Origin of the sequence: Rhodoferax ferrireducens (assembly GCF_049302455.1) — a bacterium.
Lineage (GTDB): Bacteria > Pseudomonadota > Gammaproteobacteria > Burkholderiales > Burkholderiaceae_C > Rhodoferax > Rhodoferax ferrireducens_B.
Genome location: NZ_JBAQMD010000024.1, coordinates 37040 through 51545 on the forward strand (window position 1 = coordinate 37040; position 14506 = coordinate 51545).

Annotated in this window: 15 protein-coding genes; 8 read left to right on the forward strand and 7 right to left on the reverse strand. The window is 60.3% G+C overall.

The features are described 5' to 3' along the window. Positions 1-40: 40 nt before the first annotated feature. Together WA157_RS03820 and WA157_RS03825 are read left to right on the forward strand one after the other, a co-directional pair. The gene (locus WA157_RS03820; RefSeq protein ID WP_422619695.1) at positions 41-964 is read left to right on the forward strand and encodes an alpha/beta fold hydrolase; all 924 of its coding nucleotides are present in this window, start codon (positions 41-43) and stop codon (positions 962-964) included. A 41-nt stretch (positions 965-1005) separates the two neighbouring features. Next, positions 1006-1902, forward strand: coding sequence for an NADPH-dependent 7-cyano-7-deazaguanine reductase (locus WA157_RS03825; RefSeq protein ID WP_422619696.1), 897 nt, complete (start codon positions 1006-1008; stop codon positions 1900-1902). 75 nt (positions 1903-1977) lie between these two features. Here the strand turns inward: WA157_RS03825 and WA157_RS03830 are convergent, their stop codons facing one another. Together WA157_RS03830 and WA157_RS03835 are read right to left on the reverse strand one after the other, a co-directional pair. Then, on the reverse strand, positions 1978-2394 hold the full coding sequence (locus WA157_RS03830; RefSeq protein ID WP_422619697.1) for a hypothetical protein: 417 nt from the start codon (positions 2392-2394) through the stop codon (positions 1978-1980). A 28-nt stretch (positions 2395-2422) separates the two neighbouring features. Continuing rightward, on the reverse strand, positions 2423-2974 hold the full coding sequence (locus WA157_RS03835; RefSeq protein WP_422619698.1) for an NADPH-dependent FMN reductase: 552 nt from the start codon (positions 2972-2974) through the stop codon (positions 2423-2425). Between the two features lie 248 nt (positions 2975-3222). On the opposite strand from WA157_RS03835, the gene WA157_RS03840 reads away from it, so the two are divergent. The 4 genes from WA157_RS03840 to fumC all read left to right on the forward strand — a co-directional run bounded on the left by WA157_RS03840 (position 3223) and on the right by fumC (position 9004). Continuing rightward, on the forward strand, positions 3223-3783 hold the full coding sequence (locus tag WA157_RS03840) for a hypothetical protein (protein ID WP_422619699.1): 561 nt from the start codon (positions 3223-3225) through the stop codon (positions 3781-3783). 90 nt (positions 3784-3873) lie between these two features. Then, positions 3874-4425 carry a hypothetical protein gene (locus WA157_RS03845; protein WP_422619700.1) on the forward strand — a complete coding sequence of 184 codons (552 nt, stop codon included), beginning with the start codon at positions 3874-3876 and terminating at the stop codon, positions 4423-4425. 210 nt (positions 4426-4635) lie between these two features. Then, positions 4636-7551 carry an aconitate hydratase gene (locus WA157_RS03850; protein ID WP_422619701.1) on the forward strand — a complete coding sequence of 972 codons (2916 nt, stop codon included), beginning with the start codon at positions 4636-4638 and terminating at the stop codon, positions 7549-7551. Between the two features lie 31 nt (positions 7552-7582). After that, a complete protein-coding gene (fumC, locus tag WA157_RS03855) occupies positions 7583-9004 on the forward strand; it encodes a class II fumarate hydratase (protein ID WP_422619702.1) in 1422 nt (473 codons plus the stop codon). Between the two features lie 180 nt (positions 9005-9184). On the opposite strand, the gene WA157_RS03860 is transcribed toward fumC, so the two are convergent. The 5 genes from WA157_RS03860 to cydP form a co-directional block, all read right to left on the reverse strand. Then, positions 9185-10264, reverse strand: coding sequence for a type II asparaginase (locus tag WA157_RS03860; protein ID WP_422619703.1), 1080 nt, complete (start codon positions 10262-10264; stop codon positions 9185-9187). Between the two features lie 259 nt (positions 10265-10523). Further along, positions 10524-10640: a cytochrome bd-I oxidase subunit CydX gene (gene cydX / locus WA157_RS03865; protein ID WP_422619704.1), complete on the reverse strand. Its 117-nt coding sequence runs from the start codon at positions 10638-10640 to the stop codon at positions 10524-10526. 14 nt (positions 10641-10654) lie between these two features. Then, positions 10655-11791: a cytochrome d ubiquinol oxidase subunit II gene (gene cydB / locus WA157_RS03870; RefSeq protein WP_422619705.1), complete on the reverse strand. Its 1137-nt coding sequence runs from the start codon at positions 11789-11791 to the stop codon at positions 10655-10657. A 10-nt stretch (positions 11792-11801) separates the two neighbouring features. Continuing rightward, positions 11802-13376 carry a cytochrome ubiquinol oxidase subunit I gene (locus tag WA157_RS03875; RefSeq protein ID WP_422619706.1) on the reverse strand — a complete coding sequence of 525 codons (1575 nt, stop codon included), beginning with the start codon at positions 13374-13376 and terminating at the stop codon, positions 11802-11804. After that, positions 13373-13555, reverse strand: coding sequence for a cytochrome oxidase putative small subunit CydP (gene cydP, locus WA157_RS03880; protein WP_422619707.1), 183 nt, complete (start codon positions 13553-13555; stop codon positions 13373-13375). Before cydP ends, WA157_RS03875 begins: the two co-directional genes overlap by 4 nt. 226 nt (positions 13556-13781) lie before the next feature. Between cydP and WA157_RS03885 the strand changes: the two genes are divergently transcribed. Beyond that, a complete protein-coding gene (locus WA157_RS03885; protein WP_422619708.1) occupies positions 13782-14183 on the forward strand; it encodes a cupin domain-containing protein in 402 nt (133 codons plus the stop codon). A gap of 14 nt (positions 14184-14197) precedes the next feature. Further along, the gene (locus WA157_RS03890) at positions 14198-14500 is read left to right on the forward strand and encodes a ferritin family protein (RefSeq protein WP_422619709.1); all 303 of its coding nucleotides are present in this window, start codon (positions 14198-14200) and stop codon (positions 14498-14500) included. Positions 14501-14506: the final 6 nt, after the last annotated feature.

Sequence of the window (14506 nt, forward strand, 5' to 3'; positions counted from 1 at the left end):
AAATCAGGTCGTAGCCCCCGTGAAATATACGTAAGTAGCTATGAAAATAAGAGCAAACAGCATTGACATCGAAGTTGAAGACAGCGGCCCTGGCGCAGCTGGCCAAGTGCGTCCGGTCGTCCTGCTGATCATGGGCCTGGGCATGCAGTTGGTGGCTTGGCCACCCGCGTTTGTCCAGGGGCTGGTCGATGCCGGTTACCGCGTCATCCGCCACGACAACCGCGACGTCGGCTTGAGCCACCATTTTGATGCCTTGGGCCAGCCGCATCTGCTCTGGCAGGGCCTCAAGTACAAGCTTGGCTTGAGGCCGCGTGCACCCTACAGCGTGGCGGACATGGCTGCCGATTCGCTCGGTGTGCTGGACGTCTTGGGCATTGAAAAGGCGCATGTGCTGGGTGTCAGCATGGGCGGCATGATTGCGCAACGCATGGCGCTGGCCGCACCCGAGCGCGTGTTGAGTTTGAGCAGCGTGATGAGCACCAGCGGCGCCAAAGGCCTGGCGCAGGCGCGCCCCGAGGTGATACGCGTTTTGCTCAGCCGACCCACGGGCCGCGATCCGCAGACGGTGCTGAACCATTACGTCCGCTTGTTCAAAGCCATTGGCAGCCCGGGTTTCCCGATGCCTGAGCATGAGCTGCGCGAGCGTATCTTGCTGGGGGTGCAACGCGGCTATTACCCGGTCGGCACGCTGCGGCAAATGCTGGCCATCATGGCCGACCAGACCCGTGCCACTCAGTTGCGGCGTATTACGTCGCCAACGCTGGTGTTACACGGCAAAGCCGACCCGCTGTTGCCGTTTATCCATGGCGAGGATACGGCCCGGCGCATCAGCGGCGCCAGATTGGTCGGTATTGAAGGCATGGGACACGACCTGCCGCCCGGTGTGGTGGCCCATCTGCTGGCGGCTCTGCTGCCGCATCTGAAGGCTGCTGAGGCCAGCCGCATGGCCTTGTCCCCAACTTAAACTCCAACCCCCGCCCACTTTTCAGACCAAAGCCCACACCCATGAACACGCCGCAAAATTCCCCCTTGGGCCAAGCCACCGCCTACCTTGACCAGTACGATGCCTCGTTGCTGTTCCCGATCGCGCGCGCAGCCAAACGCGCTGAGGTCGGCGTGACCGGGGCATTGCCGTTTCTGGGCGCCGACATGTGGACCGCGTTCGAGTTGAGCTGGCTCAATTTGCGCGGCAAACCGCAGGTGGCGCTGGCACGCTTCACGGTGCCGTGCGAGAGCGCCAACATCATTGAGAGCAAGTCCTTCAAGCTCTACCTCAACAGCTTCAACAATACCCGCTTTGTCGACGTAGACGCAGTGAAAGCCCGTCTGCGCGCGGACTTGAGCGAAGCGGTCTGGCGTGATGTCGAGAAAAGTGTTTCACCCGACGCCGCCGCGCCAGCCGTGGGCGCAAGCGCCACCGCGCCCCCCAGCATTGGCGTTACCCTTTTGCTGCCAGAGTTGTTTGACCGTGAACCCATTTACGAGCTTGATGGCCTGAGCCTGGACCGGCTCGATGTCGAATGCACACACTACACCCCGGCGCCTGATCTGTTGCGGGTCGTGCCGGACGAAGCGCCGGTGAGCGAGGTGCTGGTCAGCAACCTGTTGAAAAGCAATTGCCCGGTCACCGGCCAGCCCGACTGGGCCAGTGTGCAGATCAGCTACAGCGGTGCGCCGATTGACCAGGAGGGCTTGTTGCAGTACCTGGTGAGTTTTCGCAACCACAACGAGTTTCATGAGCAATGCGTCGAGCGCATCTTCATGGACCTCTGGACGCGCTGCAAACCCGTCCGGTTGGCGGTGTACGCGCGTTATACGCGCCGCGGCGGGCTCGACATCAATCCGTTTCGAACCAGCTATCCGCAGGCGCTACCAGCCAACGTCCGCAACGCGCGGCAGTAAAAAGTCACGCTGACCTGAGGTTTTCAGCCCTGGGTCATCACTTTCAGCGCTGGGCAGTGGCTCAGCGTCAGCTGTTCAGACAGGGGTGTCCCCCGACGCCAGGCCGGATATTTCCTCGATCATGAACCGGCCATAGTGTTGTGCCGCGACTGCTTTTGTGGTTCGCGCCACGCTCGCCACTGACTCGGCTTGCGCGTCTTCGGGCGCATGCACGATCAGGAAGCTGCATCCATCCTCCGCCAGGGCCCGGTGCATCTTGATGAGGTCGAGTTCATAGCCAAATCCGGCAAGCGCGCTCGCCTTCTGCAGTTCCGCATCGACCTGCGCCTTCATCTCCTCGGGGGAGTAGCGCACCAAGTCTGAGTCCGAAAACTTCTGATCGAGCAGTGCGTTCACGGCAGCCTGCTGGTCAATGGCGGACCGAAACGCCATAACGGTGTGCCCCACCGGTTTGAATACCCCAAATGTTTCAGGGGGATGTGTTTTGTCCATGGTTGTTACCTTCCAATTTGTCACGGCATCAGGCCGCGTGCTTTTTCACCCAGGCAAGGTACTTGTCCATCCAGCCTTGCAGGAATTTATGGCTTTCGGAGCCAATATTCCCGGACGCATCAAACAATCCATCCTTGGCCTGGATGAAGGCTTCCGGCTGGCCCAGCGTCGGAACGTCAAGATAAGCCAGCACATTGCGCAAATGCTGTTGTGCGATGGCCGTACCGATGGCGCCCACCGAAACGCCCAACACACCCGCTGGTTTACCTGCCCAGGCGTTTTGCCCGTACGGGCGTGAGGCGTGGTCAATCGCGTTCTTGAGAACGCCAGGGATGGAGCGGTTGTACTCGGCCGTCACGAACAAAAGGCCCTGAGCGGTCCCGATATCGCTCTTGAGTCGCTTGACTGATTCGGCCTGGTTGGCGTCATCGTCCTGGTTGTAAAGCGGCAAGTCGCCGATTTGTACCTGCTTGAACGAGAACTCCGAAGGTGCCAATTTCACAATGGCGCTGGCCAGCTTGCGGTTGAATGAGTCCCGACGAAGACTGCCGACGATAACGGCTATCTGGAATTTGCCCATGAATATCTCCATTGAACGAGGAAAGTGGTCAAGGTACAGGGGATTTGCATTGGGGTCTGTGCGGCAGATAACACAAGCCGACACACAAGAGGCCTGTTTGTAGCGAACTTGGCCCAGCCCTTTGTTCGGCACCGCACAGACCATTGGCTTCGGTTTGCGTAACGTACGGCCAGTCATGTTGTATTGCGCCTGACGGCTTGGTCAATGTTGTGCGTTCTTGTAGTAGCCCGTCCACACTGGAGATATCCATGGAAGACATCCTCGCTCCCAGATCTGAGCCATCGCGAAGCCCGTGGATGCTCGGCCGTGTCCCTGAAACAGCGTGCAGCCAGCCCGGATACACAAAGGAGGATCCGACCGACCACCAATTCATCGCGACGCTGGATTCCTATCGGGACGCTGGCGGGCTCGCACCGGTGCAAGAGGTGGTCGCACTGTTCAAACGCTGCAAGGGTTCCGATCTCACGACGCTTGCAAGCCTGATTGCCGGCAAAAAGGTGATCTGCTTCGGTTGGGAAGCAAGAGTGTGGCTTCCCCTGTTTCAGTTCAACCGCGTCGACATGACGCCGCATATCGGACTCGGCCAGGTGCTGGCGCAGCTGAGCTCCGTTTTCAGTGCGTGGGAGCTGGCGAACTGGTTTGCGCAGCCCAACCCATGGCTTGGGGATCGTGCCCCGGCGGCCAGGCTTGGATGGGACCTGTCGGCGGTCCTGCATGCTGCGCGCGCTGACCGATTCGTTGTGGATGGACAAGACCATCCACGGACAAGTGTTGTAACAGGTGGGCAGGACATGGATTACGCCAATTGACGGCGCCTGCATTGTTCCTGCCATATCCTGCAAGCAAGGGTGGGGCGCAAGCCTCAAATTTTCAACTACTGACATACAAAAAGGACTCCCATGAAAACATCTTTTACCTTCAAGACTTCGCTCATCTTTGCCGCCCTGCTATCCCTTTCGGTGGCACAGGCAGCCACCATCAGCAAGGATGAGTACAAGGCCGACAAGACCCGCATCAGCGCCGAATACAAGACCGACAAGGCGGCCTGCGCCACATTGAAAGCCAATGCCAAAGACATCTGCGTTGCAGAAGCCAAGGCCAAGGAAAAGGTCGCACGCGCCGAGCTGGAATACAGCCTCAGCGGCAAAGCCGCCGACCAGACCAAGGTGCTAGAGGCCAAGGCCAAGTCTGCCTATGCAGTCGCCAAGGAAAAGTGCGACGACAAGGCGGGTAATGACAAGGACGTTTGTGTCAAGGAAGCCAAGGCTGCCGAGACCAAGGCCCTGGCAGACGCCAAGACGGGCAAACAGATCGGTGAAGCCAAGAAAGACGCTTCTCTGGAAAAACTTGATGCCGACTACAAGGTTGCCGTGGAGAAGTGTGATGCCGAGAAGGGCGATGCCAAGACCAGCTGCGTTGCAGCCGCCAAAGCAAAGTTCGGCAAGAACTAAACCCCGCAACGCCGGCAAAGAGGACAGTCCTGCATAAGCACCACGCGCATCGAATCCGGCAGCTTCGACCCCATTGAATTCCCGTTCGATGCGTTGCAGGGTGTGCAAAGAGTGCACAGCCTGCGCGCGCGCTGGCGCAAGGAAGTCCCATTGCTTGCCTGGGCATCTCCGGCGAAAATAGGCCCATTGATGTCTAGCCAGGAGATTGCCATGCCGCACGCCTTTGCCGCTACCCTCAAGACCTTCAAAACCGCCTCTGGCAAGGCGGGCAAATTCTTTTCGCTGCCCGCACTCGCGCGGCAGTTCCCCAACATCAAGCGCCTGCCGGTGTCCCTGCGCATCGTGCTCGAATCGGTGCTGCGCAACTGCGACGGCAAGAAGGTCACGACCGGCCATGTGGCGCAGTTGGCGGGCTGGCAGCCCCACGCGATGCGCACCGACGAAATTGCATTTGTGGTGTCGCGCGTGGTGCTGCAGGACTTCACCGGTGTCCCGTTGCTGGCCGACCTGGCCGCCATGCGCAGCACCACGCAGCGCCTGGGGCTGGACCCGCGGCGCATCGAGCCGCTGGTGCCGGTGGATCTGGTGGTGGACCACTCGATCATGGTGGACCACTATGGCCAGAAGAATTCGCTGGACCTGAACATGAAGCTTGAATTCCAGCGCAACCGCGAGCGCTACGAGTTCATGAAATGGGGCATGCAGGCCTTTGACACATTTGGGGTCGTGCCGCCGGGTTTTGGCATCGTGCACCAGGTCAATCTGGAATTCCTGGCGCGCGGGGTGCACAAAACGAAGGACGGCGTCTACTACCCCGACACACTGGTGGGCACCGACAGCCACACCACCATGATCAACGGCATTGGCGTGGTCGGTTGGGGCGTGGGCGGCATCGAGGCCGAGGCCGCCATGCTGGGCCAGCCGGTGTACCTGCTGACGCCCGATGTGGTGGGCTTTGAGTTGAGCGGGCGCCTGCGCGAGGGCGTGACCGCCACCGACCTGGTGCTCACGGTAACCGAGACGCTGCGCCAGCACCGGGTGGTCGGCAAGTTCGTGGAGTTTTTTGGCGCAGGCACGCGTACCCTGGCGTTGCCCGACCGGGCAACAATAGCCAACATGGCGCCCGAGTATGGCGCCACCATGGGCTTCTTCCCGGTGGACGAGAAAACCATCGCCTACTTCACGGGCACCGGCCGCACCAAGGACGAGATCGAGGCTTTTGAGGCTTATTTCAAGGCGCAAGGCCTGTTTGGCGTGCCGCTCGCCGGCGAGATTGACTACTCGCAGGTGGTCAAGCTCGACCTGGGCGATGTCACCCCCAGCCTGGCTGGCCCCAAGCGCCCGCAGGACCGCATCGAGCTGGGCCAGGTGGCCAGCCAGTTCGCCTCGCTCTTTAGCAAGCCCAATGCCGAGAACGGGTTCAACCAGAGCGCCGAGCGTCTCATGCAGCGCTACCCGGTCAATTGTGGCGCGGGCGAGTCGGCGGGCGAGGCGCCGCCGCTGGCGCCCGGCGCCCGGCGTGACGTGGAGGAGATGGTGAGCAACCGGCCAGCGCTGGCGGCGGTCGAGGGGCCCTCTTCGGTGGTGTGCGACATCAAGGCCCCGGCAGAAGCCGGGTTCACCTTGGGCCATGGCGACGTGCTGATCGCCGCCATCACCAGTTGCACCAACACATCCAACCCCAGTGTCCTGCTGGCGGCAGGCCTGTTGGCCAAAAAAGCCGTCCAGGCGGGACTGCGGGTGCAGCCGCACATCAAGACCTCGCTGGCACCGGGCTCGCGCATCGTCACCGAGTACCTCACGCAAACCGGCTTGCTGCCCTACCTCGAGAAGCTCGGCTTTGCCCTGGCTGGCTACGGCTGCACCACCTGCATTGGCAATTCCGGCGACCTGACGCCCGAACTCAATGCCGCCATCACCCAGCACGACCTGGTCTGCGCGGCAGTGCTGTCAGGCAACCGCAACTTCGAGGCGCGCATTCACCCCAGCCTCAAGGCCAATTTTCTGGCCAGCCCGCCGCTGGTTGTGGCCTATGCGATTGCAGGAACGATCCTGCGCGACCTGATGACCCAGCCAGTGGGGCAAGGCACAGGCGGCAAGGATGTGTACCTGGGCGACATCTGGCCCAGCAGCGAGGAAATCAGCGCGCTGATGCAGTTCGCCATGAACGGCCGCGCCTACCAGGAAAACTACGCGCGTGTTGCCTCCACGCCCGGCCCGCTGTGGGAAGCCATCACCGGCGTGACCGGCACCACCTACACCTGGCCCAGGAGCACCTACATTGCCGAGCCGCCGTTCTTTGCCACTTTTGCTATTGATAATATAGCTACTAAGTCAGATAAGACGGGGGCTAGAGGGCAAAAAGGCTCTGAATCTGTGCGGGGTGCGCGCATCATGGCGCTGTTTGGTGATTCCATTACCACGGACCATATTTCTCCGGCGGGCGCGATCAAAGAGAGTTCACCGGCGGGCCAGTGGCTGCTGGCGCATGGCGTGCAAAAGGCCGACTTCAATTCCTATGGCGCGCGCCGGGGCAACCATGAGGTGATGGTGCGCGGCACCTTTGCCAATGTGCGCATCAAAAACCTGATGATCGCGCCGCTGGCCGACGGGTCGCGCGAAGAGGGTGGCCTCACCCTGTACCAGGCGCCCGCCGAGGGCCCGGGTGTGGGGGGGCCGGGTGAAAAGCTGTCCATCTTTGACGCCGCCACCCGTTACATGGCGGCGGGCATACCGACCGTGGTGTTGGCTGGTGAAGAATACGGAACCGGGTCGAGCCGGGACTGGGCGGCCAAGGGCACACAACTGCTGGGCATCAAGGCGGTGGTGGCACGAAGCTTTGAGCGTATCCACCGCAGCAACCTGGTCGGCATGGGTGTGTTGCCCTTGCAGTTCAAGGCCGGCGACAGCTGGCAAGGTCTGGGCCTGACCGGCAACGAGGTCATTGACATCGTGCCCGATGTTGACCTGCGCCCGCAGAGCGACGCCCAATTGCTGGTCATCCGCGCCGATGGCAGTCGCCTCACGCTGACGGTGCTGCTGCGCATCGACACGCCGATTGAGGTGGATTACTACCGTGCGGGCGGCATTCTGCCCTTTGTACTGCGCCAGTTGCTGCAGGCTTGACTTTCCAACTCAATAAGTCTGGAGTCGATTCATGGCCCTCACACGCACCGAGTCCGACAGCTTTGGTCCCATCGAAGTCCCTTTCGAGGCCTTGTGGGGCGCACAGACGGCGCGCAGCCTGCGCTTCTTCGCCATTGGCGAGCAGCGCATGCCGCTGCCGGTGATTCACGCGCTGGCCTGGGTCAAGTGGGCCGCGGCCATCATCAATTGTGATCTGCACCTGCTGGACGGCGGCAAGTCGCAGGCGATCGCGGATGCTGCACGGCGCGTGGCCAGTGGCGAGTTTGATGCCGAATTCCCGTTGTCGCTGTGGCAGACCGGCTCGGGCACACAGAGCAACATGAATGTCAACGAGGTGGTGGCCAACCTGGCCTCGCGCGCACTTGGCGGTGACGTGGGTGCAGCGCGAAAAATTCACCCCAATGACGATGTCAACCTTGGGCAGTCGTCCAACGATGTCTTCCCCACCGCCATGCACATCGCGGTGACCCTGCAGGCCAAACTGGATTTGCTGCCGGCGCTGCAAGCCTTGCGTAGCGCGCTCGCGGCCAAGGCCCTTGAATTCGAAGCGGTCGTGAAGATCGGCCGCACGCACCTGCAAGACGCGACGCCGGTGACGCTGGGCCAGGAGTTTGGTGGCTACGAGGCGCAACTCGCGCTGTGCGAGAAAAGCATCCGTTACGCCCTGTTGGCGCTGCACAGGTTGGCGATTGGCGGCACGGCGGTGGGCACCGGGCTGAACACCCACCCGCAGTTCGCCGCGCGCGTGGCTGCCCTGCTGGCAAACCAGCTCGACCTGCCACTAGCGCAGGCGGACAATTTATTTGCCGCGATGGCGGGTCACGAAGCGCTGGTGGGCTTGCATGCCAGTCTGAAGATGCTGGTCATTGCCTTGACCAAAATTGGCAACGACATTCGCTTGATGGGCAGCGGGCCACGGGCGGGTCTGGGCGAACTGCAATTGCCCCAGAATGAGCCCGGCAGCTCGATCATGCCCGGCAAGGTGAACCCGACCCAGGTCGAGGCGCTGACCATGGTGTGCGCCCAAGTGATCGGGCATGACGCCGCCATAGGTTTTGCCGCGAGCCAGGGCCACTTTGAACTCAACGTGTACAAGCCCCTGATCATTTTCGACACACTCGACAGCCTGCGTCTGCTGACGGACACGATGCGCAGCTTTAACCAGCATTGCGTGGCGGGTCTGTCGGTCAACGCGGCGCGGGTTGAAGAATTGTTGCAAAGCTCGCTGATGCTGGTCACTGCGCTCACGCCACATATCGGTTACGACCGCGCGGCGCAGATCGCCAAGCATGCGCATAAAAATGGCACGACGCTGCGCGAAGCGGCGCTGGAGATGGGGGCCGTGAGCGCCGAGCAGTTCGACGCCTGGGTGGATGCTAGGCAGATGCTGGGACCGCGCGCCGACCCAAGCAGTCTGATCGGCAAGTCATGAGGGACGTGATACCGCCGGCTTCAGCCCCGGGCGGCTAAATCTATTACATGGCCTATTAAATGGCTATCAGTTTAATAGCATGCTACGCATGGTATACGGGGGCTGGAAGGCTATTTGGCCACAAGCAAAAGACCCAGCGGCGGCGGCCATCCGGCCAGCGCCGCTGGCTCTTTCCGGTTGTCAATATTCCCAGAAAATGCGCTGCAGCTCTCTGCTGTCGTCGGTCTTGGCCAACGCGACCGCCGCGAGGATTCGGGCTTTTTGTGGATTCAAATCATGCGCGACCACCCAGTCGTACTTGTCATCGGGTTGTTCGGCATTGCGCAGCACAAGGCCTTCGGGAACACGGGACGAGCGAATCACCTGGATGCCTGCGCTGCGCATGGCTTGCAGGGCAGGCACGATGCGGTCTGCCACCGATCCGTTGCCGGGACCGCCATGGATCACTGCCTTGATGCCGGTCTTGGCCAGTGCATCAAAGCCGGTGCGGGGCACATTGCCATAGCTGTAAATGATCTCGACTGGAGCCAATTCATTGATGTTGTCGATGTCGAACTCGGACTGCGCCGTGTGGCGCTTGACGGGGGCGCGGAACCAGTAGTTCTTGCCCTCAATCACGAAGCCCAGCGCGCCCCATTGGCTGCGAAAAGCTTCGACCTTGAGGTTGACGGACTTGACCACGTCACGACCACTTTGAATGCTGTCATTCATGGTCACCAAAACGCCTTTGCCCGCTGCGTCTTTGCTGGCGGCCACCGTGACTGCGTCCAGCAAGTTGAGTGCGCCATCCGCTGAGAGGGCGGTACCGGGACGCATTGAGCCGACCACCACGATCGGCTTGTCGGTGTGGACCACCAAGTTCAGGAAGAAGGCGGTTTCTTCCAACGTGTCGGTGCCGTGGGTGATGACCACGCCGTCCACATCGGCTTGCTTGACCAGCGCCGACACCCGTTTACCCAAGGTCATCAGCTGGGTGTTGGTAAAGCTCTCCGAGGCAATCTGAAATACCTGCTCGCCCTTGACGTTGGCCACATTGGCCAATTCAGGCAGGCCCGCGAGCAATTTGTCGACCGGCACTTTGGCGGCGGCGTACGTGGCGCTGTTGAGCGCCGAGGCGCCCGCACCGGCAATGGTGCCGCCGGTGGCCAGCACCACGACGTTGGGCTTGGGGACTTGGGCCTGGGCCAGAGAAGTCAGCGCCGACAGGGCCGCCAAAGTGGCCCCCGCAATGAGCTGTTGGATACTGAAATGGACGCGCATGAAGATGTTCCTGTGATGGTTGTGTTTGTGAAAAAACGCCTCTGATCAGGGGTGCCTGATGGTATCGACGTCGTCTCCAAATGGACAGGGGAACGCCATGCTTTTTGCTTATAACCTCATCACATGCCAGCACCCGGCGAGCCATGCAAGGCTTACGTCAGGGCGGCAACACACCAGCCTGGCTGGTGGTCGACGACGTGGGCAATGTGGCCTGGCGCGTGACGTCAGAGCGCTGAGCCGACCGATCCGGCCTGCGCTGTCAGGTGTCCGTGTCCCGCGCCTGCGCCCGGGCTTCTTCGTTCTCGCCCCACATGGCGTTCAGAATGGCCAGCAGCACCGCAAAGCTGACGCCCAAAATCCAGGCAAAGTACCACATGTGATGTCCTTTTATTAGTAGGCGCCGTGCTCGTTTTCCTTCACATACGCCGCCGTCACCTTGCCGCGCATCACGCGGTAAGCCCAGGACGTGTAGAGCACGATCAAGGGCATGAAGATGAGCGTGACCCCCAACATGATGCCCAGCGTCAAGTGGCTCGACACGCTGTCCCACACGGTCAGGCTGGCGCCCGGCATGGAGCTTGATGGCATGATGAACGGAAACATGGACGCGCCGGCCGTGCCGATGACGCCCAGCAGAGCCAGTGCCGAGCAAACAAAAGCAGTCAAAGTGCGGCGCAGGCGCAACTGCAGCACTGCCAGCAGCGCACCCAGCACGCCGATCACGGGCAGTAGCCACAGCAGGGGTTGATGGCCATAGTTGGCCATCCAGGCACCGGCCTCGCGCACCACGGTCTTGTTCATCGGATCAGGCAACGCGCCCGGCTCGATGATGGATGTGATGCGGTAGCCATCCAGGAATTGAAGCCAGACACCTGCAGCGACAAAGGCCAGCACCATGACGAGGGCCGCGCCCGTGGCACCCTTGATGGCGCGCGCCTGAATCACCCCTTCGGTGCGGTGCGCCAGATAGACGCCGCCGTGCATCGTGATCATGGCGCTGCTCAGCACGCCGGCCAGCAGGGCAAACGGGTTGAGCAATTGCCAGAAACTGCCGCTGTAGGTCGAGGCCAGATAGGTGTCAAACTGGAATGGCACACCCAGCAGCAGGTTGCCAAAGGCCACCCCAAAAATCAGCGGTGGCACCGCACCACCGACAAACAGGCCCCAGTCCCACGCGCTGCGCCAGCTGGCGTTATGAATCTTGCTGCGGTAGTCAAAACCGACCGGGCGAAAGAACAAGGCCCACAGTACCACCAGCATGGCCCAATAGAAGCCGCTGAAGGCGGCCGCGTAGACCAGCGGCCAGGCCGCAAACAGGGCGCCACCGCCCGTGATGAACCAGACCTGGTTGCCCTCCCAGTGCGGCCCCACGGTGTTGATGATCACGCGGCGTTCCATGTCACTGCGGCCAACAAAGGGCAGCAGCGTGCCCACCCCCATGTCGTGGCCGTCCATGATGGCAAAGCCGATCAGCAGCACGCCGATCAGAAGCCACCAGATGATTTTGAGAGTTGAATAATCAAACATGGCTGCTTCCTTAGACTGGCGCCGGGGTGGCGTGCGTGATGGACTCGTCCTGGTAGCGGCCGGTACCCAGGCTGCCCGGGCCCATGCGCGCAAACTTCACCATGAGAAACATCTCGACGACCAGCAGCGCGGTGTAAAAAACAATGAACCCGGCCAGCGAACCGTACAGGTTGTTGACGCTGAGTGTTGACACACTCAAGTGCGTGGGCAAGACGCCGTAAATCGTCCAGGGCTGGCGACCATACTCGGCCACGAACCAGCCCAACTCGGCCGCAACCCACGGCGCTGGCAGCATCCACAGCGCCCACTTGAGCAGCCAGGGCTTTTGCATGTTGGACGATTTGATCGTGCTCCAGAAGGCCAGGCCGAACAAAGCCAGCATGGCAAAGCCCAAACCCACCATGATGCGAAAGCCCCAGAACATCGGTGTCACGCGGGGCACGGTGTCGTTGACGGCGCGCTCAATGATCTCGGGTGTGGCTTGATTGACGTCGCTCACATATTTCTTGAGCAGCAGGCCAAAGCCGAGGTCGGCTTTGTGACGCTCAAACACTTGTTTCGCCACCACGTCATCGCGTTGGCCGCGCAGGGCATCGAGCGCGTTGACCGCCACAATGCCGCGCAGGATGCGCTCACGGTTTTTGGCCTTGATCTGGTGAATGCCCGGAATTTCCTTGGTGAGGGAGCGTGTCCCGATCAGGCCCATCACCCACGGGATCTCAATCTCCCAGTTGTTCTTTTGCGCCGCTTCGTTGATGCTGGCCAACACCGTAAGCCCGGCCGGTGCAGGCTTGGTCTCCCACATCGCCTCCATCGCCGCCAGCTTGGTCTGTTGGGATTCCCCCACCGTGTAGCCCGATTCGTCACCCAGCACAATCACGCTGAGCGCCGAGGCCAGTCCAAAGGCGGCGGCGACCCGAAAGCTGCGCTTTGCAAACTCGACATCACGTTTCTTCAACAGGTACCAGCTGGAGATCGACAACACAAACATGGCGCCCGTCACATAGCCCGCCGACACCGTGTGCACAAACTTGGCCTGCGCGTCGGGGTTGAACACCACGACCCAGAAGTCGACCATTTCCATGCGCATGGTCTGATAGTTGAATTCGGCACCCACCGGGCTCTGCATCCAGCCGTTGGCAATCAAGATCCACAGCGCACTCAAGTTCGAGGCAACCGCCAACAGCAGCGTCACCATCAAGTGCTGGGTTTTTGACAGGCGGTCCCAGCCAAAGAAAAACAGCCCGATCATGGTCGATTCGAGAAAGAAGGCCATCATGCCCTCTATCGCCAGTGGGGCGCCAAAGATGTCACCCACGTAATGCGAGTAGTAGGCCCAGTTGGTGCCAAACTGGAACTCCAGCGTGATGCCGGTCGTCACGCCCAAGGCAAAGTTAATGCCAAACAGCTTGCCCCAAAAGCGCGTCATGTCCTTCCAGACCACGTTGCCGGTCATCACATAAACGCTTTCCATGATGACCAGCAGCCAGACCATGCCGATGGTGAGCGGCACAAAGAGGAAATGGTAAAGGGCGGTGACGGCGAATTGCAGTCGCGACAAATCGACCAGTTGTTCAGAAATCAAGGTTTTTCTCCTTTGGCCGGTGTTGCAACCGGTTGTAGAAACTGTGCCGCGACGCTGTCCCCGTCAACGTGAACACGCTGTTCACGCACAAAACCCACCCACAATGCCGTCAGCACGACGAGTTTGAGAACCAGCACGACGGCCAGTTTTTTGGCGAGATTCTTATCCGGTGATTTCATGACAGTCGATACCGGTCGGTCGCATTGAGAAAAATTGCATACAGATGGTATGTGTACAGAATACCAGAAGGGTAGTCCTCTCCACGTTGAACCGGAGAGTCTGTACGCAAGCGCACAGAAAGATTTTTCATTATTCTTTAACATGACCACGAGTCGTTGATTTTTGATCTGCCGGTGGGGTCGTCGATTGACTATTCGTAAACACATGAAAGAAAAAGGAGTCTGTATGAAGGGATTTGTGCAAGACATTGAGGGCCTCGCCCACAAGAACGACTTGTTTCGGCGTGTGCTTTACACGGCAAAGAACTGCCAGTTGGTGCTGATGACCTTAAAGTCCAAAGAGGACATTGGCGTCGAAGTCCACAAGCTGGATCAGTTTTTTCGCGTGGAGGAGGGCAGTGGCGAGGCGGTTCTTGATGGTGTTCACACACCGATCCATGACGGCTTTGCGGTCCTCGTTCCGGCCGGCACGACACACAACATCATCAACACCGGCACGGTGCCCATGAAGCTCTATACCTTGTACTCACCACCCAATCACCGGGACGGTGTGGTTCATCTCACCCGCGCCGATGCGCTGGCTGACGAGGAACATTTCGACGGTGTAACGACAGAACAGATCAAGTAACCAGGGGAATCAACATGCCGGATTTCGGATCACCCTTTTCAGGGTTGGCCCATGACAGAAAGCTCACGGATGAGGAACTCATCAGAGCCATTCGTTTCATGGTGGCTGCGGAATATGAAGCGGTTCAGTTGTACACGCAGCTGGCCGAGTCCACCGACAACCAGCTCGCCGTCACGGTGCTCAAGGAAATCGCGGACGAAGAACGGGTCCACGCAGGGGAATTTCTCAGATTGCTTCACGAGCTGGCGCCCGATGAAGCCAAGTTCTATGCCAAAGGGGCCAAAGAGGTAGAAGAAGAAATCAAGAAAATGAAGTAGCCAGAC

What these genes read in the sequence shown, in the direction of transcription:
- WA157_RS03820 (WP_422619695.1), top strand. Translation starts at nt 41, where the DNA reads ATGAAAATAAGAGCAAACAGCATTGACATCGAAGTTGAAGACAGCGGC.
- WA157_RS03825 (WP_422619696.1), top strand. Translation starts at nt 1,006, where the DNA reads ATGAACACGCCGCAAAATTCCCCCTTGGGCCAAGCCACCGCCTACCTT.
- WA157_RS03830 (WP_422619697.1), bottom strand. Translation starts at nt 2,394, where the DNA reads ATGGACAAAACACATCCCCCTGAAACATTTGGGGTATTCAAACCGGTG.
- WA157_RS03835 (WP_422619698.1), bottom strand. Translation starts at nt 2,974, where the DNA reads ATGGGCAAATTCCAGATAGCCGTTATCGTCGGCAGTCTTCGTCGGGAC.
- WA157_RS03840 (WP_422619699.1), top strand. Translation starts at nt 3,223, where the DNA reads ATGGAAGACATCCTCGCTCCCAGATCTGAGCCATCGCGAAGCCCGTGG.
- WA157_RS03845 (WP_422619700.1), top strand. Translation starts at nt 3,874, where the DNA reads ATGAAAACATCTTTTACCTTCAAGACTTCGCTCATCTTTGCCGCCCTG.
- WA157_RS03850 (WP_422619701.1), top strand. Translation starts at nt 4,636, where the DNA reads ATGCCGCACGCCTTTGCCGCTACCCTCAAGACCTTCAAAACCGCCTCT.
- fumC (WP_422619702.1), top strand. Translation starts at nt 7,583, where the DNA reads ATGGCCCTCACACGCACCGAGTCCGACAGCTTTGGTCCCATCGAAGTC.
- WA157_RS03860 (WP_422619703.1), bottom strand. Translation starts at nt 10,264, where the DNA reads ATGCGCGTCCATTTCAGTATCCAACAGCTCATTGCGGGGGCCACTTTG.
- cydX (WP_422619704.1), bottom strand. Translation starts at nt 10,640, where the DNA reads ATGTGGTACTTTGCCTGGATTTTGGGCGTCAGCTTTGCGGTGCTGCTG.
- cydB (WP_422619705.1), bottom strand. Translation starts at nt 11,791, where the DNA reads ATGTTTGATTATTCAACTCTCAAAATCATCTGGTGGCTTCTGATCGGC.
- cydP (WP_422619707.1), bottom strand. Translation starts at nt 13,555, where the DNA reads ATGAAATCACCGGATAAGAATCTCGCCAAAAAACTGGCCGTCGTGCTG.
- WA157_RS03885 (WP_422619708.1), top strand. Translation starts at nt 13,782, where the DNA reads ATGAAGGGATTTGTGCAAGACATTGAGGGCCTCGCCCACAAGAACGAC.
- WA157_RS03890 (WP_422619709.1), top strand. Translation starts at nt 14,198, where the DNA reads ATGCCGGATTTCGGATCACCCTTTTCAGGGTTGGCCCATGACAGAAAG.